Below are 19,671 nucleotides of genomic sequence, written 5' to 3'. Positions count from 1 at the left end.
ACCGTGAGCGCCTCACGTTGGTCACGCTACCCGGAGATGTTCCGTTTTCTGGATTAGGCTCTTCTTCGACGCGCTCGCCGGTCCGCGACGGCGGCAGCACCGGGACCCGAACATCTGACCCAGTATCTTTTCGTCAGTGGCGACCGAATCCCGCTAGTGCAATGACATCCTCACTGGCGATCGGCGACGAGGCACCGACGTTCACTGCGACGTACAAGGGCAGCGACCACGAGTCGTTCGACCTCGCCGACCACCTCGGCGACGGTCCCGTCGTGCTCGCGTTCTTCCCCGGTGCGTTCACTCCCCCGTGTTCCAACGAGATGGTGGCGCTGCAGGAGCACCACGACGACTTCGCGGCCGCGGGCGCGACGCTGCTCGGCGTGAGCGCCGACTCGGCGTTCTCGCTCGGTGCGTTCGCCGACGAGTACGACTTGGAGTTCGACCTCGTGAGCGATATGGACGGCGACACCATCGAGGCGTACGGCCTCACGATGGACATCCCCGATCTGGGACTGTACGGCATCGCCAACCGCGCCGTGTTCGTCCTCGACGACGAGGGGATCGTCGCCTACAGTTGGGTCGCCGACGACCCGACGAACGAACCCGATTACGAGGAACTGCTCGCCGAGGTGCGGAAGCTCTGAGCGGCCTCCCGGTCCGCGAGACGACTACAGCTCGAGTTCGGAGGCCGATTCCGCGTCGAATCTGACGCCCCCGGCTCGCCCGCCAGCAGCCTTCCGGCGCGGCCTCGAACTCTTGGACGTGCTCAGTCTGGTAGGGCTCGGACGCCTCGACGTCCTCGTACTACTCGAGGAACCTGCTCGTGTTCTCGTCTCGGACGTCCGTCGCCGCCTGATAGTCGATCGCTCCCGCCTCCTGGTTCGACTGTTCGAGGAGGTCTTCCCCAAGGTCCAGCGCTTCGGAACGCTTCTCGGGGGTGATCGGAAAAGACGCCTGCCGCACGGTCACCGTCCGGGAAGCACCAAGCAAGAGCGAAAAGACCTGGCTAACGTCCGCGGAGGGCCGCTACTCCTTCGCGCCGGGGTTCGTCACCGCGCCGTTCGCGGCCGACCCGAAGTCGGTGCCGTACTTGGCGAGCACGCCGGACGTGTATGCCGGCTCACGCGGCTCCCAGTTCTCCCGCCGCGCTTCGAGCTCCGCGTCGTCGAGGTCGACGGAGAGCTCGCGCTCGGGAATGTCGACGGTGATCTCGTCGCCGTCTTCCACGAGCCCGATCGCGCCGCCGACCGCTGCCTCGGGTGCGACGTGGCCGACCATCGGACCGCGGGTCGCTCCGGAGAAGCGGCCGTCGGTCAGGAGCGCGACGTCGTCCTCGTGGCCCTGTCCGACGACCGCGGCCGTGACGCCGAGCATCTCGCGCATACCCGGGCCGCCCTGCGGCCCCTCGTTCCTGATCACGATGACGTCGCCGGACTCGATGTGACCCTCCTGGACGTACCGCATCGCCTCTTCTTCGCTCTCGAAGACCCGCGCGGGGCCCTGGTGGTGGAACTTGTCGTCGCCCGTCACCTTCAGCACCGCGCCGTCGGGCGCGAGGTTCCCCGTGAGGATCTTGATCGCGCCCTCCTCCTGGTAGGGGTCGTCGACGGTGTAAATGAAGTCGCCGGTGATCTCGTCGTCGCCCGGCAGGTCCAGTTCGTCGAGTTCCTCTTCGATGGTGCGTCCGGTGACGGTCATCGCGTCGCCGTGGAACAGCCCCGCGTCGAGGAGCCGGCGGATCACGATCGGGACGCCGCCCTCCTCGTGGAGGTCGTTCATCGTCTTCGTGCCGCCGGGCTGCAGGTTCGCGATCTTCGGCGTCTTCCTGGAAATCTCGTCGAACTCCTCGATCGAGAGGTCGATCCCCGCCTCGGCGGCGAGCGCGAGCAGGTGGAGCACGGCGTTGGTCGACCCCCCGATCGCGACCTGCAGGGCGATAGCGTTCTCGAAGGACTCCTTCGAGAGGATGTCCGAGGGCCGGATGTCGTTCTCGACGGCGTTGAGGACGGCCTCGCCGGACCGCCGCGCGACGTCGTAGCGCTCGGGGTCCTCGGCGGGCGGATCGGCGGTGCCGAGCGGGGCCATACCGAGCGCTTCGGAGATTGAGGCCATCGTGTTGGCGGTGAACATCCCGCCGCAGGAGCCGGCGCCGGGGCAGGCGTGCCGTTCGAGGTCGTCGAGTTCGTCGGCACTCATCTTGCCCTCCGCGTAGGTGCCGACCCCCTCGAAGACGTTTTGGACGGTCACGTCGCGACCCTCGTGTTGGCCCGGCATAATCGAGCCCCCGTAGAGGAACACGGAGGGGAGGTCCGTCCGGATCGAGGCCATCATCATTCCCGGGAGGTTCTTGTCGCAGCCGGCGACGGTGACGAGCGCGTCCATCCGCTCGCCGAAGGCGACGAGTTCGACGGAGTCGGCGATGACCTCTCGGGAGATCAGCGACGCTTTCATCCCCTCGGTGCCCATCGAGATGGCGTCGGAGATGGTGATCGTCCCGAACTCGATCGGCATCCCCCCGGCCTCCTCGACGCCCTCGATGGCCGCGTCGGCGACGTCGTCGAGGTGGACGTTGCACGGGGTGATGTCGGCGGCGGGGTTCGCGACGCCGACCATCGGCGACCCGAGGTCCTCGTCGTCGAACCCCATCGCGCGGAACATCGCGCGGTGGGGCGCTTTGTCCGGCCCCTCCGTGACGTCCGTGCTGGGGAGGTCCGGGTCCTTGCCGGTCGAGAACGGCTCCTCGTCCGCGCCGTCCTCGCGTTCGGGTGGTTCCTGCTTGCTCATACTCCAACGGTGGTCGCAGCGGCATTAAAAGGCCACGCATACCCGCCTCTCGTCCCGGAGTCGACCCCGACGAGGGTTTACGTACGAAACCGGGGCCAGATGGGTCGTGATCTGAACGTCACTCCGCGTCGAGTCGCGGATGCTCGACACGCCGGCGCGGAGATTGGGGCTACCGCCTCATACTGATTACTCTCACTTTTGCCCCCGAGCGTCACCCCCGCTGACGGCGCTCGGCGGGAAGAGACGAGAGTAATCAGTATCAGCGGGTGTCGACTGTTCGCCAACGAGACGCTTCGGAGCCGTCGCCCTCGCAGCCGCCGTCGACCAGCCACGACGAAGACTTCGCTCGCGACGCCTCACTCCTCCGGCCGCCTCGCCAGGCCGGCGAGGTGCGGGGCTTCCGGAACGATCAGCTCCTCGCTCCCGAGCCGGGCCGCGTTCTCGCTGCCGGGGAGACAGAACACGGGCACCCCCTGGACGACGCCCGCCGTCGCCCGCGTGCCGACCACGCGCGTCCCGATCTCGTCCTCGGAGTAGCGGCGGAACAGCTCGCCGAACCCCGGGAGTTCCTTCTCGAAGAGGGCGCTGACCGCCTCGATAGTGACGTCGTCCGGCGTGACGCCCGTTCCGCCCGTGGTGACGACCGCGTCCACGTCGTCGCGGTCGACGAGCCGATCGACCGTCGACTGGAGCGTGTCGAAGTCGTCTTCGACGACGTCTCTGACGGACACGTCGTGGTCGGCGGATTCGAACGCCGCCGCGATGGCGTCGCCCGCGGGGTCCTCCTCGAGCGTCCGCGACGTGGATACGGTGACGACGGCGGCGCTGAGTGCACTGACGTCGTGCGCGTGGTGGTCGTCGTGACCGTGCGGACCGCTATCGCCGTGACCTCCCGTCTCGTCGTGGTCGTGTCCCGTCGTGTCGTCGTGTTCGCGTGTCCCGTCGTGGTGGTGCTCGTCGCTCATACCAGGCGCTTGTCGCTCCGTCGGCAAAGGTGTCCGCCATTTCGTGCGATGGGTGACACGGTGTCACACAGAAGATCGGAACGGCGACCGAGGACGACCCTCGACGGTCGAGTGAGAACGGAACGGAGGAGAGACCGCCGCAGTCAGTTGTCGCCGGTCTTCGACTGCCACTCGTAGTCGCGGCGCTTGGCCGACTTGCCGAAGCCGCACGAGGAGCAGACCTTCTTTTTCACGTGGTAGGACTTCTCGCCGCAGCGGCGACACTTCACGTGCGTCGTCTTGTTCTTCTTTCCTTGACTGGGGGTTCCTGCGCCCGTCATGTTTGTATCGTCACGACGTTATCGCCGCGTATAATCGTTGTGTCTTCGACCGCTGTGACCTCCAGTTCGCCGACTGCGACGTCCTCGACGTCCATCGGAGGCTCAAGGACGGCGTTCATATGTTGGTCGTAGCCCGCGAGGGTGCCGTAGTATGCGGTGCCGTCCTTCAACGTGACCGTGACGACGTCTTCGAGTGCGGCTTCGAGAACGTCGAGGGGTCGTCCGCTCATACCCCAAGCGCCGCCCGTTTCGGTATTAAATGTGCCGGACATACCGCGTCACCAGACCCGCCGGCGCGTGTCGGTTCCACAGTTTCGGTCGGACCCCGACGGTGGCTCGCGGATATCGGACCGGCGACGGGATCGCCGACCGCAGCGCAGACCCGGATAGTTTTTAGTCCCCGGTCGTGAACCGTCCAGTACCAGAACTCCCGCGGGCAAGTGCTCCGAACCGATCGGAGCACGCGGGACCGACGACCGACGCGCTGTAAGACGCCGGGGCCGATCGGTCCCGAGACGCGTCGCTCTCCGACAGGGCGGCCGTCCTCCACGGCGGGACGTTTGAGTGAGCACCCTCGCCACGACAGACGGGCGACACCAGCCCCTACCAGTGGCTTTCGATGCTCGGATCCAACAATGGAAATCGAAATTGCGACAATCGGCGGATACGAAGAGGTCGGTCGACAGATGACGGCCGTTCGCGCGGGCGACGACGTCGTCATCTTCGACATGGGCCTGAACCTCAGTCAGGTCCTCATCCACGACAACGTGGAGACCGAAAAGATGCACAGTCTCGACTTGATCGATATGGGCGCGATCCCGGACGACCGGGTGATGTCCGACCTCGAGGGCGACGTGCAGGCCATCGTGCCGACGCACGGTCACCTCGACCACATCGGCGCGATCTCGAAGCTCGCACACCGGTACGACGCGCCGGTCGTCTCCGCGCCGTTCACGGTCGAGTTGGCGAAACAGCAGGTCGAGGACGAGACCAAGTTCAGCGGGAGCTTCGACAACGACTTCGTGAAGATGGAGGCCGGCGAGACGATGTCGATCGGCGACTCCGGCAACGTCGAACTCGAATTCGTCCACGTCACCCACTCGATCATCGACGCGATCAACCCGGTGCTGCACACGCCCGAGGGCGCGATCGTCTACGGCCTCGACAAGCGGATGGACCACTCGCCGGTGCTCGAAGACCCGATCGATATGGAGCGCTTCCGCGAGATCGGTCGCGAGGGCAACGGCGTCCTCTGTTACATCGAGGACTGTACGAACGCGGGCCGGAAGGGCCGAACGCCCTCGGAATCGCACGCGCGAAACCACCTCGAAGACACCATCCGCTCGGTCGAGGATTACGACGGCGGGATCGTCGCCACGACCTTCTCCTCGCACGTCTCACGCGTCTCCTCGATCGTCGAGTTCGCGAAGGACATCGGCCGTCAACCCGTCCTGCTGGGCCGCTCGATGGAGAAGTACTCCGGCACCGCGGAGCGACTCGGCTTCGTCGACTTCCCCGACGACGTCGGGATGTACGGTCACCGCAAGTCCGTCGACCGCACGTTCAAGCGGATTATGAAGGAAGGAAAGGAGAACTTCCTCCCCGTCGTCACGGGCCACCAGGGCGAGCCGCGCGCGATGCTCACCCGGATGGGTCGCGGCGAGACCCCCTACGAGATCGAGGACGGCGACAAGGTCATCTTCAGCGCCCGGGTCATCCCGGAGCCCACGAACGAGGGCCAGCGCTACCAGTCAGAGCGGCTCCTGAAGATGCAGGGCGCGCGCATCTACGACGAGGTCCACGTCTCGGGCCACCTGCGCGAGGAGGGCCACTACCAGATGCTGGACGCGCTCCAACCGCAGCACGTCATCCCCGCCCACCAGAACCTCAAGGGCTTCTCGCCGTACGTCGATCTCGCGGAGTCACAGGGCTACGCGCTCGGCCGGGACCTGCACGTCACGCGGAACGGGAATATGATCCAGCTGGTGGAGTGAGATGAGTTCGGACGCGGCGGAGAAGCGGGTGCTCGAAGCCATCGCGGAGCGGCGCGAGCTCGTCAACGAGGCGCTCGACGACGACGTCCCGATGAAGTCGCCCGAGCGGCTCTACGAGGCGACCCGCTACCTGCTGAAGGCCGGCGGCAAGCGGCTCCGTCCGACCGTCGCGCTCCTGACCGCGGAGGCGCTGGCGGACGTCGAACCCCTGTCGGTCGACTACCACGCGTTCCCGGCGCTCGACGGCTCCGAGATCGACGTGATGTCGGCCGCGACGAGCATCGAGGTCATCCAGTCGTTCACGCTGATCCACGACGACATCATGGACGACGACGACCTCCGTCGCGGCGTCCCCGCCGTCCACAAGGAGTACGACACCGAGACCGCGATCCTCGCGGGCGACACCCTGTACGCGAAGGCCTTCGAGCTGCTCTCGGAGACGGGAGCGGACCCCGCGAACGGACTGGAGGCCATCAGACGACTCGCGACGACGTGCACCCAGATCTGCGAGGGACAGGCCCTCGACATCGAGTTCGAAGGGCGCACCGAGGTGCTCCCAGACGAGTACCTCGACATGATCGAACTGAAGACCGCGGTCCTCTACGGGACCGCGGCGGCGACGGCGGCGACCCTGATGGACGCCGACCAGGAGACCGTCGAGGCGCTCTACCGCTACGGGATCGACTCCGGGCGCGCCTTCCAGATCCAGGACGACGTGCTTGATCTGACGGTCCCCTCGGAGAAACTGGGGAAACAGCGCGGCTCGGACCTCGTCGAGAACAAGGAGACGCTCATCACGCTGCACGCGCGTCAGCAGGGCGTCGATGTCAACTCTCTCGTCGGGACCGACGACGTCGACTCCGTCTCCGAGGCGGAGATCGAGTCCGCGGTCGCCGAGCTCGACGCCGTCGGCTCGATTGAGTACGCCGAGGCGAAGGCCGAGGAGCTCACCGCGAACGCGAAGCGCCACCTCGAAGTCCTCCCGGACAACGACGCCCGCGCGCTGCTGGGCGACATCGCGGACTACCTGATCACGCGCGGCTATTAGGACAGTGCGACGGTCCGCCGCGGCCGTCGGATCGCCTCGCGCACCCCTAATCCGACCCCCTTTTTACCGGGGAGGACGCACCGACGCGTAATGGACGACGACTTACGTGAGCGCGTCGAGCGCGAGGCCGAGAAGCACGCGCTGCTCAACGCGGTCAAGTACGAGAGCGACGCCGACGTCGGGGCCGTGATGGGGCCGCTGATGGGCGAGAACCCGGACTTCCGGCCGCACGGAGACGAGATCCCGGGCGTCGTCGGCGGCGTGGTCGCCCGCGTCAACGACCTCTCGACCGAGGAGAAACGCGACCGACTGGCGGACCTCGCGCCGGCGGAGCTCGCCGAGATCGAGGCCGAGGACGAGGAAGACGAGCACGACCTCCCAGATCTCCCCCACGTGGACGACTACGACGAGGTTCGTATGCGCGCCGCGCCGAACCCGAACGGGCCGTGGCACATCGGTCACGCGCGGATGCCCGCGGTCATCGGCACGTACAAGGAGCGCTACGACGGGTCGTTCGTGGTCCGCTTCGACGACACCGACCCCGAGACGAAGCGGCCGGATCTGGCGGCCTACGACGCGATCTTAGCGGACATCGACTACCTCGGCTTCGAACCGGACGAGGTCATCGTCGCCTCGGACCGTCTGGAGACGTACTACGAGCACGCCCGCGAGCTGATCGACGCCGGCGGCGCGTACACCTGCTCGTGCTCGGGCGAGACGTTCTCGGATCTGAAGAACAGCGGCGAGGCGTGTCCGCACCGCGAGAAGGACGCCGAGACCGTCCGCGAGGAGTTCGAGGCGATGGTCGACGGCGCCTACGACTCCGGAGAGATGGTCCTCCGCGTTCGGACGGACATCGAGCACAAGAACCCCGCGCTCCGCGACTGGGTGGCGTTCCGGATGATCGACACGCCTCACCCGCGCGAGGAGGCTTCGGAGTATCGATGCTGGCCGATGCTCGACTTCCAGTCGGGCGTCGACGACCACCTCACGGGCGTTACGCACATCATCCGCGGGATCGACCTGCAGGACTCCGCGAAGCGCCAGCGGTTCGTCTACGACTACTTCGACTGGGAGTACCCCGAGGTGATCCACTGGGGGCACGTCCAGGTCGACGCCTACGACGTGAAGCTCTCGACGTCGACGCTGAAGGAGAAGATCGACGCGGGCGAACTCGACGGCTGGGACGACCCCCGCGCGCCCACTCTCAAGAGCCTCCGACGTCGCGGCATCCGCGGCGAGGCGGTCGTCGACGCGCTGATCGGCCTCGGCACGTCGACCTCGAACGTCGACCTCTCGATGAGTTCGATCTACGCGGCGAACCGCGAACTCGTCGACGACGACGCCGAGCGCTACTTCCTCGTCCGCGACGGCGAGCGCTTCGACGTCGAGGGCGGCCCGGACGCCGGCCATCCGCCGCTACATCCCGACCACGAGGAGCGCGGCGAGCGGACGATCCCCGCCGCCGACGGCGTGCTCCTCGAACCCGACGACGTCCCCGCACCGGGCGAGCGCGTCTGGCTGAAGGGGTACGCGTGCGTCCGGCGGGAGGCGAGCGGGGACGCGGAGGCGGCCGGCGACGGAACGGGTGCCGACGGAGGGTCCCTCGTCGCGACCGACGACGGCATCGAGGTCGTCCGCGACGGCGACGTCGACGTCGTTCACTGGGTGCCCGCCGCGGACAACGTCGACGTGCGGATGCGGACGCCCGACGGCGACGTGGGCGGCGTCGCCGAACCCGACTTCGGGGCGACGAGCGTCGACGACGTGATCCAGTTCGAGCGGATCGGCTTCGCGCGCGTCGACGACCACGGCGCGGCGGAGTCGGTGACCTACTGGACGCATCCCTGACGGGTGCGACCCGACGCCGGCGTCGCGGTCGCGGCTGACGCATTCGATTCTGTCCCCGTCCGATCGCGGAAGCCCGCGTCCGGCGCACCCCGCTCGTCGTCGCGCGAGTCCAGGTGTCCGGCCTACTGAGAGTCGAACCCGTTGACGGGGGTTTCGCTCGTTCAAATCCGGTTCAATCCACGCTAACTCCGATAAAACGGCGCTGAAACCGGGGCGAACCCGGGTTCAACGAGTTACCGCTTTAGGTGCGTTCGACCGCGTGCTCCGGGTGGAGATCGACGATGAACCGAACGACGCTACTCGCCGTCGCGCTCGCTGCGCTCCTCGCAGCGACGGGTGCGGCGGCCGCGACACCGGGAAGCACAGCCACGGCAGACGACGGCGGCGCGGCGGCCGCCGCGGACGCGTCCGAGCGCGCCGGATCCGGCGCAGCGGGACAGGCCGGCCCGCCGGACGAACTGCCGAGCGCGGTCCCAGACTTCGTGTCTGAGATCCACGGCCTCGTCGACGGGTTCCTCGACGGCTCCCTCGACTCGCTCGGGCACGCGGTGAGCGACGTGGCCGGGAACGGCGACGAGAGAACCGACGCCGGCACGAGCGGCGACGAGGGGGACGAAGCCGCCGGAAGCGACGACGAAGCGGATGAAGGCGACGAGAGGAGCGACGGCTGACGTGACGGCGAGTTCCCCCGCCGACACCAGTAGGCCTATGCGGCTCCCGTCCGCAGCAACGACCACACAAGCGCTGTCCCACGCCGGAGGCAGCCGTATCGAACACGTCCACGGATGAACGGAACACCGCTCGTCGTCCTGGCGCTTCTCGTCGCGGTCGTGGCAGGAGCCGTCGTCATCGGCGGGGACGCCCTGCCCGGCGGCGGCGAAGCCAATTCGGAGCCGTTCCCGACCGCGACGTCGGCGCCGGGAGCGGCGACGCAGACCGCCCAGGACGGCGACGCCGCGCAGGCGACTGCCGACGCGACACCGACGGCGACGCCGACGCCGCCCTTCGGGTTCGTCATCGAGAACGTCGAGGAGTGCGGCACCACCTGTCGGAACGTCACTTCGACGCTGACGAACCAACAGGACTCGACCGCCGAGGGCGTCACCGTCTACAGCCGAATCTTCGCCGGACAGGGGACCGACGGCGAGGAGGTCTGGCGCGGCGAGGAGCCCGTCGGCACCCTCGGCCCCGGCGAGTCGTACACGACGACTCGACAGGTCGAACTGTCGTTCCAGGAGGGGCTGGCAGTGCAGAACGAGGACGGCTGGATCACGATCCAGACGACCGTCGAGACCGAGGGGGGGACGGTCACGTTCACCGAGCAGCGGCAGGTGCTCTAACCCGACGAGACCGGATCCACCGCGCCCGCGGAGCCCACGATCCGGAACGTCCTTACCCGCCCGCGCCGAACCGCGCGGTATGACGCTGCAAGTTCGGGAAATCTCCGAGCTCTCGCCCGAGGAACGGGCGGCCTTCTTCGATCGCGACGCCGGAATCCAGGACGTCCGCGCCGACGTCGAGAAGATCGTCGACCGGGTTCGGACCGAGGGCGACGTCGCGGTCCGCGAGTTCTGCCGCGAGTTCGACGGCGTCGAGGTCGGGAACCTCGACGTGACCGACGCCGCCGAGCGCGCCTCCGACGAGATTGACGACGACGTGCGCGAGGCGATCGAGACGGCCGCGGCGAACGTCCGCGAGTTCCACGAGCGGCAGGTCCCGGACGACTGGCGGGACTCGTTCGGGGTCGGCGGCGCTGCGAACGACGACGGCGGCTCCGGCCTGCGAGAACTCGGGCGTCGCTTCCGACCGCTCGAACGCGTCGGCGTCTACGCGCCCGGCGGGACCGCCGCGTACCCCTCCAGCGTATTGATGGGCGTCGTCCCCGCCAAGGTCGCCGGCGTCGAGCACGTCGCGCTCGCGACGCCGCCCGCCGAGGAACTGAACCCGGTCACGCTCGCTGCCGCGCACGTCGCGGGGGCCGACGCGGTCTACAGTGTCGGCGGCGCGCAGGCGATCGGCGCGCTGGCGTACGGGACCGAGACCGTCAATGCCGTCCAGAAGGTGGTCGGTCCCGGCAACAAGTGGGTCACGGCGGCGAAGGCGGCCGTCCGGGGCGACGTCGACATCGACTTCCTGGCCGGCCCCTCCGAGGTTCTGGTGCTCGCGGACGCGACTGCCGACCCCGAGTTGATCGCCGCGGACCTGGTCGCTCAGGCCGAGCACGACCCGAACTCCTCGGTCGTGGCCGTCACCGACGACGACGACCTCGCGAGCGACGTCGCCGCCGCCGTCGAGACACAGGCGAGCAACCGGGAACGGGAAGGCGTCATCAGCGACGCGCTCGAAAACGACGCCTCCGGCGTCCTCCACGCGCGGTCGATGTCGGAGGCGGTCCTGTTCGCCGAGGAGTACGCCGCCGAACACCTCTCGATCCAGTCCGACGACGACGAGGCGCTGCTCGACCGGATCACCAACGCCGGTAGCGTCTTTCTCGGCCCGTACACGCCCGTCGCGGCCGGCGACTACGCCTCCGGGACGAACCACGTCCTCCCGACGTCCGGCGGCGCGAAGCGGTACGGCGGGCTCTCGGTGGACACGTTCCTGCGGTCGACGACCGTCCAGCGTCTCGACCGCGACGGCCTCGGCGCGCTCTCGGAGACCATCACGACGCTCGCGGCGGCGGAGGGGTTAGAGGCCCACGCCGAGAGCGTCCGCGCGCGGTTCGACTCGGCGAGCGCGACGAGTTCGAACTCGGCGGGCGAGACCGAATCGGACGACAGCGACGACGACGCGTGATACCCGTATGACCGACCGAGTGCGACGCCCCCCGACGTTCGCCGACGCCTGCGAGGCCGTCCTCTCTGCCCCGACGGCGGCGCACTCCGAGCACACGACGCTCGCCCCGATCCGCCTGCGCTCGATTCCGGACGGCTGGGTCGAGCGACGGGAGCGGCTCGTCACCGGGCGACTGCCGGCGGACGTCGATCGGGTACTCGAACTCGGCAGCGGCGTCGGCGCGCTCCTCCGACCGCTGGGTGAGCGGTACGAGGCGGTCGGCGTCGACGAGCGCCTCGCGCATCTCCGGTTTTCACAGGCCCGCGGCGCGACCGCCGTCCGCGGAGCGCCGACTCGACCCCCCGTTCGATCCGTCTTCGATGCGGTCTACGCCGTCGAAGAGGCGGTCGGGCGAGCGTCCGCCGTCGATCTCTGCGTGGCGGCCGCTCGCTCGCTCCGTCCCGGCGGAATCGCCGTCGTCGCCGCCCCGACCGATCCGGCCGCCGTGGCCGAACCCGGCATCCAGACCTACCGCGGATCGCGCTACCGCCTCGAACGGGCGGTCGACGTCGCGGGCGAGGAACTCGTCGTCGACTACCGAGTGACCGACCAACAGACGGGAGAGACCGCGGTGGTGACGGACCGTCGAACCGTCGAGACGACGACGGCCGACGGCCTCACGGGCGCGCTCCGGACGGCCGGTTTCGAGGCGGTGCTGGTCTCCGGCGAGAGCGACCTGCCCGGTGTCGTCGTCGGTCGCGGGGTGCGGCCGGTCGAGACGGGCGTTCCGACGGCCGAGTTGGACGGGTGAGGCGGGGCTGATCGGGGCGACCAATCGGGGCGCTACCGCTTCTATTCCGTGCGCCCCTCTCGGTCAGCCGGGTGCCCCGAGATTCGATCGACCCGAAATTTCAAGCGATTCGTGAGCCGATTGATACTATGGTCGAGGACTTCCCGTCGAGACTCCGCGGTCGCGAACCGGTCGCCGGCTGTTGGCTCTCGATCGGACATCCGGCGAGCGCCGAACTCCTCGCCGGAGTCGGATTCGACTTCGCCGTCCTCGATGGCGAACACACGGAGATGACACTCGGGGCGCTGGCGACGGTGCTCCGGGCCGTCGAGGCCGCGGGCACCGACACCGTCCCGATCGTTCGAGTGGCGTCGAACGACCCCATCGAAGTGAAGCGGGTGCTCGATCTGGGTCCCGCGGGCGTGATGGTGCCGGCCGTCGAGACCGCCGCGGAGGCCGAACGGGCCGTCGACGCCTGTACCTACCGCCCCCACGGACGGCGCGGCGTGGCGGGGTACCGCGCCGCCGACTACGGGGCGAACCTCCAGTCGTACGTCGAGTCCGCGAGCGAGGAGATCCTCACGATCGTCCAAGTGGAGTCCGCGGCGGGTGTGGAGAACGTCGCGGACATCGCCGCCGTCGACGGCGTCGACGCCCTGTTTATCGGGCCCGCGGACCTCTCGGCGTCCCTGGGCGCGTTCGGCGAGTACGACAGCGAACCGGTGCGGAGCGCCGTCGATCGGATCGTGAGCGCGGCCGACGCCGAGAACCGTCCGGTCGGGACGCTCGCGACGAGTAGAGACGAGGTCGCCGCGCGGGACGAGTGGGGCGTCGACTTCCTGGCGATGGGGCCCGATCTGGCGTTCCTCGCCGAGAGCGCGAGCGGCTACCTGACCGAGTACCGCGACCGACACGAGTGAACCGCGGGCGGTCGGGTCGTCGCCTCCGAGAGTCCGTCACTCCTCGCGGATGGTCAGGACCGGCACCGACGAGAGTCTGACGACCCGCTCGGTCGTGCTCCCGAGGAGGTAGCGGTCGATGCCGCGGCGACCGTGCGTTCCCATCACGATCACGTCGGCGTCGACCAGGTCGGCGTAGTCCAGAATCGTCTCGACGGGACCGCCGGTCTCGATGGCGTCGACGACGTCTACGCTGGGATCGAGCCGTTCGGTCGCCTCTTCGAGGATTCGCTCGCCCTCGCCTTCGAGCGCGTCGACGACTTCGCCGCCGAGCGTCGTGACGCTGTCGCGGTTGCTGTCGGCGACGTACAGGAGGTGGACCGTGGCGTCGTGCGCCCGAGCGAGCGACACCGCGTGATCCAGGGCCGCGTCGGCCTGCTCGCTGCCGTCGGTCGGAACGAGTATCGTCTCGTACATAGGGGTCGGTTCTGGGGGCGGAGGGATATATCCCGCGACGCGTCTGTCTCGATCATCGAGAGGCCGGGTAGTCGACGACGACTGACAGCCCTCGGCGTTGTCCGTCGGCGAACGTAACCGGTTCCCGTAACCCCGTGCGTCAGGATTAACACCTTGCGAACGTTATCTCTGCGCATATGAGTACCGAGACCGCAGACGGAGGCGGCGACGGCGACACCGCCGTGACCGTCACGCAGGACGCCGCGGCGGAGGCGATTCGGCTCATCGAGTCGGAGGGACTCGACACCGACGAGGCCGGGCTTCGGCTGTTCGTCCAGCAGGGCGGCTGTGCGGGGCTCTCCTACGGAATGCGATTCGACAACGAGCCCGAACCCGACGACGCGATCGTCGAACAGCACGGGCTCCGCGTCTTCGTCGACCCGGCGAGCCAGAACTACGTCGGCGGGTCGACGCTCCGCTACGAGGGCGGTCTCCAGGGGGCGGGATTCCACGTGGAGAACCCCAACGTCGTCAGCGAGTGCGGCTGCGGCGAGTCGTTCCGAACGTGAACTCTTTGTCGGTGAGCCGCGACGTCCCCGTATGGCCGTAGAACTCGACGCCATCGAGACGCCCGACGGCGAGACCGTGTACGTCGACCGATCGGACGCCGAACGCGGCGCGAAGGGACCGTTCTTCGTCGTGTACGCCACCCCCGACGCGACGGACCGATGGGGATTCTTCTGCGCGAACTGCGAGTCGACCGACAACGCGATGGACACGATGGGGCGCATCGAGTGCAACGTCTGCGGCAACATCCGGAAGCCCGACGAGTGGGACGCGGCCCACGAGTGATCGCCCCGCCGTCGGACCGGAGCGTCGAACGCGCTACTCGTTCGTCCGCCGTATCAACTGGAGGCTGACCGCTTCGGACGCAGCAGCCCCCGTCGGAGGTGCCACTTTCGGGGGAGGCACGTCTTTATTCGAGTCCGTGGTACGCTGAGATATGATGGGCCGAGCAGACGGGGGGACCCCCGACGCACTTGCCCCGGACGATGCGTTCACGCTGGTCGGTAACGAGACGAGAATCGGTATCCTCCGCGCACTGTGGGCGGTTTACGATCCCTACGCGGCCGACAACGCCGTCCCGTTCTCCGAACTCGTCGACCGGGTCGGGGCCGAAGACACGGGGAATTTCAACTATCACCTGGGAAAGTTGACGGGGCATTTCGTTCGTCGGACTGACACCGGCTACGAGTTGACCGCTCCCGGATTCAAGATCGTCCGGGCGATTATCGCCGGCGGGGTCACCAGGGATCCGGTAGTGGAGTCGACCCCCGTGGGTGCCACCTGTGATCGGTGCGGGAGTACGGTGGAGATAACCTACGAAGACGGCACGGTATGGGCGCGGTGCAGCACGTGTGACGGATACTGGCCACAGCGGGGTGGCGAGATCTTCGGGTTCAGCCTTCCCCCGGAGGGTCTTCGCGATCGTTCCCCCGAGGAGATTTTCGACGCCACCATCGGCTACTCCATCCGCCGGTTCGAAACGATGATCGACGGGATTTGTCCCGAGTGTGGTGGCTCCGTCGACACGTCGCTCGCAGTCTGCGAAGATCACGACGACGACGGAATCTGTGAGGCCTGCGGATCGCGGTTCCTGGGCATCCTCACGTGCGTTTGCGTTTCCTGCAAGTTCGCCTGGCGGTGTCCCAGTTACGCGTGGGTGAGCAACCATCCGGCGCTCGTCTCCTTCTACTACCGTCACGGTGTCGAACACGTTCCCAGCACCTGGGCCGCGATCAAACGGGGCTTGGGGTGGCGAGAGGAGCGCATCTCGACGGACTCACCTTCCCTCCGACTGACTGTCGAACAGGACGGAGAGCGGCTCCGCTTCGTGATCGATCACGTCGGAGCGGTCACCGAGGTTGACGCGTAACTGTCTCATCGACTACCAACGTGCCAACCGGTCACTCGGCGTGAACGGTACTCCGACCGTGAGTCACACGAAAATTAATACTATACATCTTACAGTAATTGATTGCTGATTACGGTTATGCCGCCGCGCGGCGGACCATCTAGCGTGATGGCAGACGACTACCACTCGGCTGCGGCCAACGGATCGCACGCCCCGCTCGTAACGCGCGTGGCGGGCTCGCTCGCGAGGACTACCGGTGGCGACTCCGAAACGCAGTTCGCCTCGAACGTCCGTCACTCCACCGCCGTCGGTGGTCACGAGACCGCGCCCAGTGGGCCTGTACAGGACCGTCAGGAGTCCCGACTGGGAGAGGGATCCCGATGACCCTGGCGACGATTCCCCGGTACGGCCGATCAAGGGTCGACGTGATGGGTGACCACGCGGTGGTGGTCGGCGCGAGTATAGCCGGGTTGTTGACCGCGCGCGTCCTGGCCGATGCGTTTGCGACCGTCACGGTCATCGATCGCGACCGGATGCCCACGGATCCCGTCGCACGCCCGGGCGTGCCCCAGTCGCTCCATCCGCACGCCCTGCTGGAAGCCGGACGCGCGACCATCGAGGACCTCCTTCCGGGGTGTGCGGAGGACGTGATTTCGGCCGGGGGTGTGCTCACCGATTTCGCGAGCGACGTTCGGTTCTACACCGGGGGCGGGGTCCTCGCGCCGGGGCCGACCCGGCTCGAGACCGTGTCGGTCAGTCGGCCGGTCTTCGAACACGTCGTTCGGCAACGCGTGTCCGACATCGACACCGTCGACATCCGGTCGAACTGCCACTGCGCCGACTATCTGCTCGACAGTTCGGGAACGACCGTCGAAGGCGTCCGAATCCGACAGGACGGGGATAGTCGGGAACTCCGCGCCGACGTCGTCGTGGACGCCACCGGCCGTGCGAGCAGGACTCCAGCGTGGCTCGAGGATCACGGCTATCCGTCGCCGATGGTCGACGAAGTGAAAATCGATATGGCTTACAGCACCACCTTCGTCCAGCGACCGCCAGACGACCGTCGGACCTATCTCGTTCCCCCGTCTTCCCCTCGAACCCGCGGTGGGATGGCCGCGCCCGTCGACGGCGACCGCTGGATCGTGAATCTGCAGGGCGTCCACGGCGAGCAGCCCCCGACCGACCGCGACGAGTTCGTCGAGTACGCGGCGAGCCTCCCGGTGCCGGAACTGAAACAGATTCTCGAAGATCACCCGTGGGCGGCCACCGAGATCGAGTACTACCCGTTCCCCACCAACCGACGGCACCACTACGAGCGTCTCGATCGGTTCCCCGGCGGACTGCTCGTCGTCGGGGACGCGATCGCGAGTTTCAATCCGGTGTACGCGCAGGGGATGTCGGTGGCGGCACTCGAAGCCCTGATGCTCCATCACAGTCTCGCAGACGGTCGCGAAGACCTCGCGTCCCGGTTTTTCGAGCGCACGGCGCCGACCGTCGACGCCGCCTGGAATCTGGCGGTCGGGGCCGATTTCGAGTTCGCCCAGACGGAAGGACCGAAACCTCGCGGCACGGCCTTCTTCAACTGGTATCTGAATCGATTACTCCGCGGTGCACGCGTCGACGGCGTCTTGACGGACGCCTTCGTTCGAGTTCTGATGATGGAACGACCTCCCAGCACGCTGTTGCGGCCGGCCATCCTTCGACGAGTGCTTACCCCTCGGTGGCGTCTCGATCGGTCGGAATCCCCCCGGCTGAACCGCCAGCAGGAGCAGGCCTCCTCGGTGAGCACACGCTGAATGCGGGCGTCTCGGTGCGGTCTGTTCACCGGCAGATTCGCCTCTCGACGCCGTTTTCACTCGATAACTACGCGAGGAACTGCCCGGAGCCGACGCCCGGATCCGACCGTCGAAATCGCGTTCGCGCCCGATCCCACCGTATGGTAACTGGTGGCAAGATTTATGCTACAGGCTGGCGAAGGATTAGGTACATGCCCCCTGTCAGCATGCCTCTCTCGGAGGACGCCCGGACGATTTTCAGTCGGCTGGGCTACAGCATCTCGGGCGACGGATCGGACTTCGTCGCCGAGCGAAAGTGGCGCACGGTCCGCGTCACGGCGCTTTCGGACGGCGAAGATCTGAACGGACGCCGCGCGCTCGCGGACGGTGGCGAGCCGTCGGACACGTATCGATTCCGATGCTTCGTCGCACCCAAATCTGAGACAGGGGACGTACAGAACCGACTCGCGAGTGTCGATCCCGCCTACGAGTGGGCCGTGATCGGCGTCGGCGACGACGGGGAGTACGACGTCCACCTGCCGGACGCCAGCTAAGCGAGAGACGTCGTCTCAAGCGGTCTGGCGACCCGCAGTCACCTGCGTTCGTCGGCAGCAGCCGCGCCGTCCCCGAGGCCCCGGTGGCCCGTCCTGTGACACTCGACGCCGAGCCGCCAGTCCGTCCCGCGGATCTGCGGCGAACGAACCGTTTTGTACCGGGAGCCGCCTACCGAAGGGTATGTCGCACACCGGCCTATCGAACGTCGTCGAGAGCCGCCGGCTCAACGCCGCCCTGGCCGCGACGATCCTCCTCTTTCTGGCGGTCGCGGCGGTCGCCCAGGTGTTCTCAGGCGACCTCGAGTGGGCGGGGTTCACGCTCGCAGTCCTCGCTGTGGCGCTCGTCCCGCCGATCGCCCGGCGGCGCGCCACTGCGATGCTTCCCTGGGAGGTCGTCCTCCTCGCGGCGTTGCCGATCGTGTTGCGGGCGCTCGTCGCCGGCGAGACAGTCGCCGGAATGACGTTCTCGGGACGCATCGTGACCTACGTCGCCGTCGCCGCCGTCGCGCTCCTGATCGCGGTCGAACTCGACGTGTTCACGTCGGTGAAGATGAGCCACCGCTTCGCGGTCGTCTTCGTCGTCGTGACGACGATGGCCGCCGCCGGCATCTGGGCGGTCGTCCGGTGGCTCTCGGACGTCCTCCTCGGCACGCGCTTCCTCTACGACGGCCGCCCGGAGCACGTCATCGAGGAGGCGCTGATGTGGGACTTCGTCGCGGCGACGATCGCCGGCGTCTTCGCGGGCGTCCTCTTCGAGTACTACTTCCGCCGCCGCGCGCGACTCGCCCGTCGGATCCCCGACAGCGAGCCGGCCGGATACCCGGACGTCGAATCGGGTCCCGAACGGGCTTCGGCGGACACCGAGGTGAGCGACCGATGAGGATCCGCGACTTCCTCCACATCTCCGAGCGCCGACAGCGCCAGGCCGCCCGCGGGATGCAGTTGTTCCTGGCTTCGATGCTGCTTGCGGGACTGCTCCTCCGTCACGCCGGCGTGATCGTCAACGCCTCGATCGGGCTCTTCGTGACGTTCCTCCCCGGGATCCTCGAACGCGACGCCGGCATCCCGATGGACGCGGGGCTGACGCTCTGGATCTCCGCGGCGGTGTTCCTGCACGCGGTCGGCACGATCACGATCCCGGGGATCGGCAAACCGTACGCCAACGTCTGGTGGTGGGACCACCTGACCCACGCGCTCTCGGCCAGCCTCGTCGCCGGCGTGGGGTACGCGACGACCCGCGCGGTCGACATCCACTCCGATTCGGTGTCGCTGCCGCCGCGCTTCCAGTTCGTCTTCATTCTGCTGTTCGTGCTGGCGTTCGGCGTCCTCTGGGAGGTGATCGAGTTCGGGATCGGCCTCGCCGCGGAGTACACCGGGAGCCCGGGCGTCCTCACGCAGTACGGTCTCGGGGACTCGATGCTCGACCTCGTCTTCGACACCGTCGGCGCCATAATCGTCGCCATCTACGGCAGCAGTCAACTCGGCGAGGTGGTCGACGCGCTCACGCAGCGACTGGACGAGTCGCGTCCGTGACTGCAGCTCCGG

Annotated in this window: 23 protein-coding genes; 17 read left to right on the top strand and 6 right to left on the bottom strand. The window is 67.8% G+C overall.

The window, feature by feature from the left end; all coding sequences use genetic code 11:
* Window positions 1–161: 161 nt before the first annotated feature.
* The gene (locus tag NO360_RS02055; protein WP_256305710.1) at window positions 162–644 is read left to right on the top strand and encodes a redoxin domain-containing protein; all 483 of its coding nucleotides are present in this window, start codon (window positions 162–164) and stop codon (window positions 642–644) included.
* Window positions 645–804: 160 nt separating this feature from the next.
* On the opposite strand, the gene NO360_RS02050 is transcribed toward NO360_RS02055, so the two are convergent.
* From NO360_RS02050 to NO360_RS02030, 5 genes are all read right to left on the bottom strand, one after another.
* The gene (locus NO360_RS02050) at window positions 805–969 is read right to left on the bottom strand and encodes a putative quinol monooxygenase (protein WP_256305709.1); all 165 of its coding nucleotides are present in this window, start codon (window positions 967–969) and stop codon (window positions 805–807) included.
* A 57-nt stretch (window positions 970–1,026) separates the two neighbouring features.
* A complete protein-coding gene (ilvD, locus tag NO360_RS02045; protein ID WP_256305708.1) occupies window positions 1,027–2,784 on the bottom strand; it encodes a dihydroxy-acid dehydratase in 1,758 nt (585 codons plus the stop codon).
* 356 nt (window positions 2,785–3,140) lie between these two features.
* The gene (locus NO360_RS02040; RefSeq protein ID WP_256305707.1) at window positions 3,141–3,749 is read right to left on the bottom strand and encodes a MogA/MoaB family molybdenum cofactor biosynthesis protein; all 609 of its coding nucleotides are present in this window, start codon (window positions 3,747–3,749) and stop codon (window positions 3,141–3,143) included.
* 143 nt (window positions 3,750–3,892) lie between these two features.
* Entirely contained in the window at window positions 3,893–4,069 is a 177-nt protein-coding gene (locus NO360_RS02035; RefSeq protein ID WP_256305706.1) for a 50S ribosomal protein L37e, read from the bottom strand.
* Window positions 4,066–4,299, bottom strand: a complete 234-nt coding sequence (locus NO360_RS02030) for an LSM domain-containing protein (protein WP_256305705.1) — start codon at window positions 4,297–4,299, stop codon at window positions 4,066–4,068. Before NO360_RS02030 ends, NO360_RS02035 begins: the two co-directional genes overlap by 4 nt.
* Before the next feature lie 405 nt (window positions 4,300–4,704).
* Between NO360_RS02030 and NO360_RS02025 the strand changes: the two genes are divergently transcribed.
* From NO360_RS02025 to NO360_RS01990, 8 genes are all read left to right on the top strand, one after another.
* Entirely contained in the window at window positions 4,705–6,063 is a 1,359-nt protein-coding gene (locus NO360_RS02025; protein WP_256305704.1) for a ribonuclease J, read from the top strand.
* Window position 6,064: 1 nt separating this feature from the next.
* Window positions 6,065–7,111, top strand: a complete 1,047-nt coding sequence (idsA3, locus tag NO360_RS02020) for a geranylfarnesyl diphosphate synthase (RefSeq protein WP_256305703.1) — start codon at window positions 6,065–6,067, stop codon at window positions 7,109–7,111.
* A gap of 90 nt (window positions 7,112–7,201) precedes the next feature.
* Window positions 7,202–8,962, top strand: coding sequence for a glutamate--tRNA ligase (locus NO360_RS02015; RefSeq protein WP_256305702.1), 1,761 nt, complete (start codon window positions 7,202–7,204; stop codon window positions 8,960–8,962).
* A 281-nt stretch (window positions 8,963–9,243) separates the two neighbouring features.
* Complete coding sequence (locus tag NO360_RS02010; protein WP_256305701.1) at window positions 9,244–9,633, top strand: hypothetical protein; 390 nt, start codon at window positions 9,244–9,246, stop codon at window positions 9,631–9,633.
* A gap of 114 nt (window positions 9,634–9,747) precedes the next feature.
* Window positions 9,748–10,302 (top strand): hypothetical protein, encoded by a 555-nt coding sequence (locus tag NO360_RS02005; RefSeq protein WP_256305700.1) that lies wholly within the window; start codon window positions 9,748–9,750, stop codon window positions 10,300–10,302.
* Window positions 10,303–10,381: 79 nt separating this feature from the next.
* Window positions 10,382–11,758, top strand: coding sequence for a histidinol dehydrogenase (hisD, locus tag NO360_RS02000; protein ID WP_256305699.1), 1,377 nt, complete (start codon window positions 10,382–10,384; stop codon window positions 11,756–11,758).
* A gap of 7 nt (window positions 11,759–11,765) precedes the next feature.
* Entirely contained in the window at window positions 11,766–12,548 is a 783-nt protein-coding gene (locus tag NO360_RS01995) for an SAM-dependent methyltransferase (RefSeq protein ID WP_256305698.1), read from the top strand.
* Window positions 12,549–12,676: 128 nt separating this feature from the next.
* Window positions 12,677–13,447, top strand: coding sequence for an HpcH/HpaI aldolase family protein (locus NO360_RS01990; protein WP_103990272.1), 771 nt, complete (start codon window positions 12,677–12,679; stop codon window positions 13,445–13,447).
* Between the two features lie 36 nt (window positions 13,448–13,483).
* On the opposite strand, the gene NO360_RS01985 is transcribed toward NO360_RS01990, so the two are convergent.
* Complete coding sequence (locus tag NO360_RS01985) at window positions 13,484–13,903, bottom strand: universal stress protein (RefSeq protein ID WP_256305697.1); 420 nt, start codon at window positions 13,901–13,903, stop codon at window positions 13,484–13,486.
* Window positions 13,904–14,079: 176 nt separating this feature from the next.
* Between NO360_RS01985 and NO360_RS01980 the strand changes: the two genes are divergently transcribed.
* The 8 genes from NO360_RS01980 to NO360_RS01945 all read left to right on the top strand — a co-directional run bounded on the left by NO360_RS01980 (window position 14,080) and on the right by NO360_RS01945 (window position 19,659).
* Window positions 14,080–14,451, top strand: coding sequence for a HesB/IscA family protein (locus tag NO360_RS01980; RefSeq protein WP_256305696.1), 372 nt, complete (start codon window positions 14,080–14,082; stop codon window positions 14,449–14,451).
* A gap of 31 nt (window positions 14,452–14,482) precedes the next feature.
* Entirely contained in the window at window positions 14,483–14,734 is a 252-nt protein-coding gene (locus NO360_RS01975; RefSeq protein WP_256305695.1) for a DUF5816 domain-containing protein, read from the top strand.
* A gap of 151 nt (window positions 14,735–14,885) precedes the next feature.
* The gene (locus NO360_RS01970) at window positions 14,886–15,818 is read left to right on the top strand and encodes a winged helix-turn-helix domain-containing protein (RefSeq protein ID WP_256305694.1); all 933 of its coding nucleotides are present in this window, start codon (window positions 14,886–14,888) and stop codon (window positions 15,816–15,818) included.
* 147 nt (window positions 15,819–15,965) lie between these two features.
* Window positions 15,966–16,181: a hypothetical protein gene (locus NO360_RS01965; protein WP_256305693.1), complete on the top strand. Its 216-nt coding sequence runs from the start codon at window positions 15,966–15,968 to the stop codon at window positions 16,179–16,181.
* Window positions 16,178–17,593 carry an FAD-dependent oxidoreductase gene (locus NO360_RS01960; protein ID WP_256305692.1) on the top strand — a complete coding sequence of 472 codons (1,416 nt, stop codon included), beginning with the start codon at window positions 16,178–16,180 and terminating at the stop codon, window positions 17,591–17,593. The genes NO360_RS01965 and NO360_RS01960 overlap by 4 nt, the downstream gene beginning before the upstream one ends.
* Before the next feature lie 191 nt (window positions 17,594–17,784).
* Entirely contained in the window at window positions 17,785–18,126 is a 342-nt protein-coding gene (locus tag NO360_RS01955) for a DUF7116 family protein (RefSeq protein WP_256305691.1), read from the top strand.
* A 181-nt stretch (window positions 18,127–18,307) separates the two neighbouring features.
* Window positions 18,308–19,006 (top strand): hypothetical protein, encoded by a 699-nt coding sequence (locus NO360_RS01950; protein ID WP_256305690.1) that lies wholly within the window; start codon window positions 18,308–18,310, stop codon window positions 19,004–19,006.
* The gene (locus NO360_RS01945; RefSeq protein WP_256305689.1) at window positions 19,003–19,659 is read left to right on the top strand and encodes a DUF2238 domain-containing protein; all 657 of its coding nucleotides are present in this window, start codon (window positions 19,003–19,005) and stop codon (window positions 19,657–19,659) included. The genes NO360_RS01950 and NO360_RS01945 overlap by 4 nt, the downstream gene beginning before the upstream one ends.
* Window positions 19,660–19,671: the final 12 nt, after the last annotated feature.

Source organism: Halobellus litoreus (genome assembly GCF_024464595.1).
In the GTDB taxonomy this organism is placed as follows: domain Archaea; phylum Halobacteriota; class Halobacteria; order Halobacteriales; family Haloferacaceae; genus Haloquadratum; species Haloquadratum litoreum.
This window is presented reverse-complemented; position numbering and strand designations above follow the sequence as displayed.

What these genes read in the sequence shown, in the direction of transcription:
- NO360_RS02055 (WP_256305710.1), top strand. Translation starts at nt 162, where the DNA reads ATGACATCCTCACTGGCGATCGGCGACGAGGCACCGACGTTCACTGCG.
- ilvD (WP_256305708.1), bottom strand. Translation starts at nt 2,784, where the DNA reads ATGAGCAAGCAGGAACCACCCGAACGCGAGGACGGCGCGGACGAGGAG.
- NO360_RS02040 (WP_256305707.1), bottom strand. Translation starts at nt 3,749, where the DNA reads ATGAGCGACGAGCACCACCACGACGGGACACGCGAACACGACGACACG.
- NO360_RS02035 (WP_256305706.1), bottom strand. Translation starts at nt 4,069, where the DNA reads ATGACGGGCGCAGGAACCCCCAGTCAAGGAAAGAAGAACAAGACGACG.
- NO360_RS02030 (WP_256305705.1), bottom strand. Translation starts at nt 4,299, where the DNA reads ATGAGCGGACGACCCCTCGACGTTCTCGAAGCCGCACTCGAAGACGTC.
- NO360_RS02025 (WP_256305704.1), top strand. Translation starts at nt 4,705, where the DNA reads ATGGAAATCGAAATTGCGACAATCGGCGGATACGAAGAGGTCGGTCGA.
- idsA3 (WP_256305703.1), top strand. Translation starts at nt 6,065, where the DNA reads ATGAGTTCGGACGCGGCGGAGAAGCGGGTGCTCGAAGCCATCGCGGAG.
- NO360_RS02015 (WP_256305702.1), top strand. Translation starts at nt 7,202, where the DNA reads ATGGACGACGACTTACGTGAGCGCGTCGAGCGCGAGGCCGAGAAGCAC.
- NO360_RS02010 (WP_256305701.1), top strand. Translation starts at nt 9,244, where the DNA reads ATGAACCGAACGACGCTACTCGCCGTCGCGCTCGCTGCGCTCCTCGCA.
- NO360_RS02005 (WP_256305700.1), top strand. Translation starts at nt 9,748, where the DNA reads ATGAACGGAACACCGCTCGTCGTCCTGGCGCTTCTCGTCGCGGTCGTG.
- hisD (WP_256305699.1), top strand. Translation starts at nt 10,382, where the DNA reads ATGACGCTGCAAGTTCGGGAAATCTCCGAGCTCTCGCCCGAGGAACGG.
- NO360_RS01995 (WP_256305698.1), top strand. Translation starts at nt 11,766, where the DNA reads ATGACCGACCGAGTGCGACGCCCCCCGACGTTCGCCGACGCCTGCGAG.
- NO360_RS01990 (WP_103990272.1), top strand. Translation starts at nt 12,677, where the DNA reads ATGGTCGAGGACTTCCCGTCGAGACTCCGCGGTCGCGAACCGGTCGCC.
- NO360_RS01985 (WP_256305697.1), bottom strand. Translation starts at nt 13,903, where the DNA reads ATGTACGAGACGATACTCGTTCCGACCGACGGCAGCGAGCAGGCCGAC.
- NO360_RS01980 (WP_256305696.1), top strand. Translation starts at nt 14,080, where the DNA reads ATGAGTACCGAGACCGCAGACGGAGGCGGCGACGGCGACACCGCCGTG.
- NO360_RS01975 (WP_256305695.1), top strand. Translation starts at nt 14,483, where the DNA reads ATGGCCGTAGAACTCGACGCCATCGAGACGCCCGACGGCGAGACCGTG.
- NO360_RS01970 (WP_256305694.1), top strand. Translation starts at nt 14,886, where the DNA reads ATGATGGGCCGAGCAGACGGGGGGACCCCCGACGCACTTGCCCCGGAC.
- NO360_RS01965 (WP_256305693.1), top strand. Translation starts at nt 15,966, where the DNA reads ATGGCAGACGACTACCACTCGGCTGCGGCCAACGGATCGCACGCCCCG.
- NO360_RS01960 (WP_256305692.1), top strand. Translation starts at nt 16,178, where the DNA reads ATGACCCTGGCGACGATTCCCCGGTACGGCCGATCAAGGGTCGACGTG.
- NO360_RS01955 (WP_256305691.1), top strand. Translation starts at nt 17,785, where the DNA reads ATGCCCCCTGTCAGCATGCCTCTCTCGGAGGACGCCCGGACGATTTTC.
- NO360_RS01950 (WP_256305690.1), top strand. Translation starts at nt 18,308, where the DNA reads ATGTCGCACACCGGCCTATCGAACGTCGTCGAGAGCCGCCGGCTCAAC.
- NO360_RS01945 (WP_256305689.1), top strand. Translation starts at nt 19,003, where the DNA reads ATGAGGATCCGCGACTTCCTCCACATCTCCGAGCGCCGACAGCGCCAG.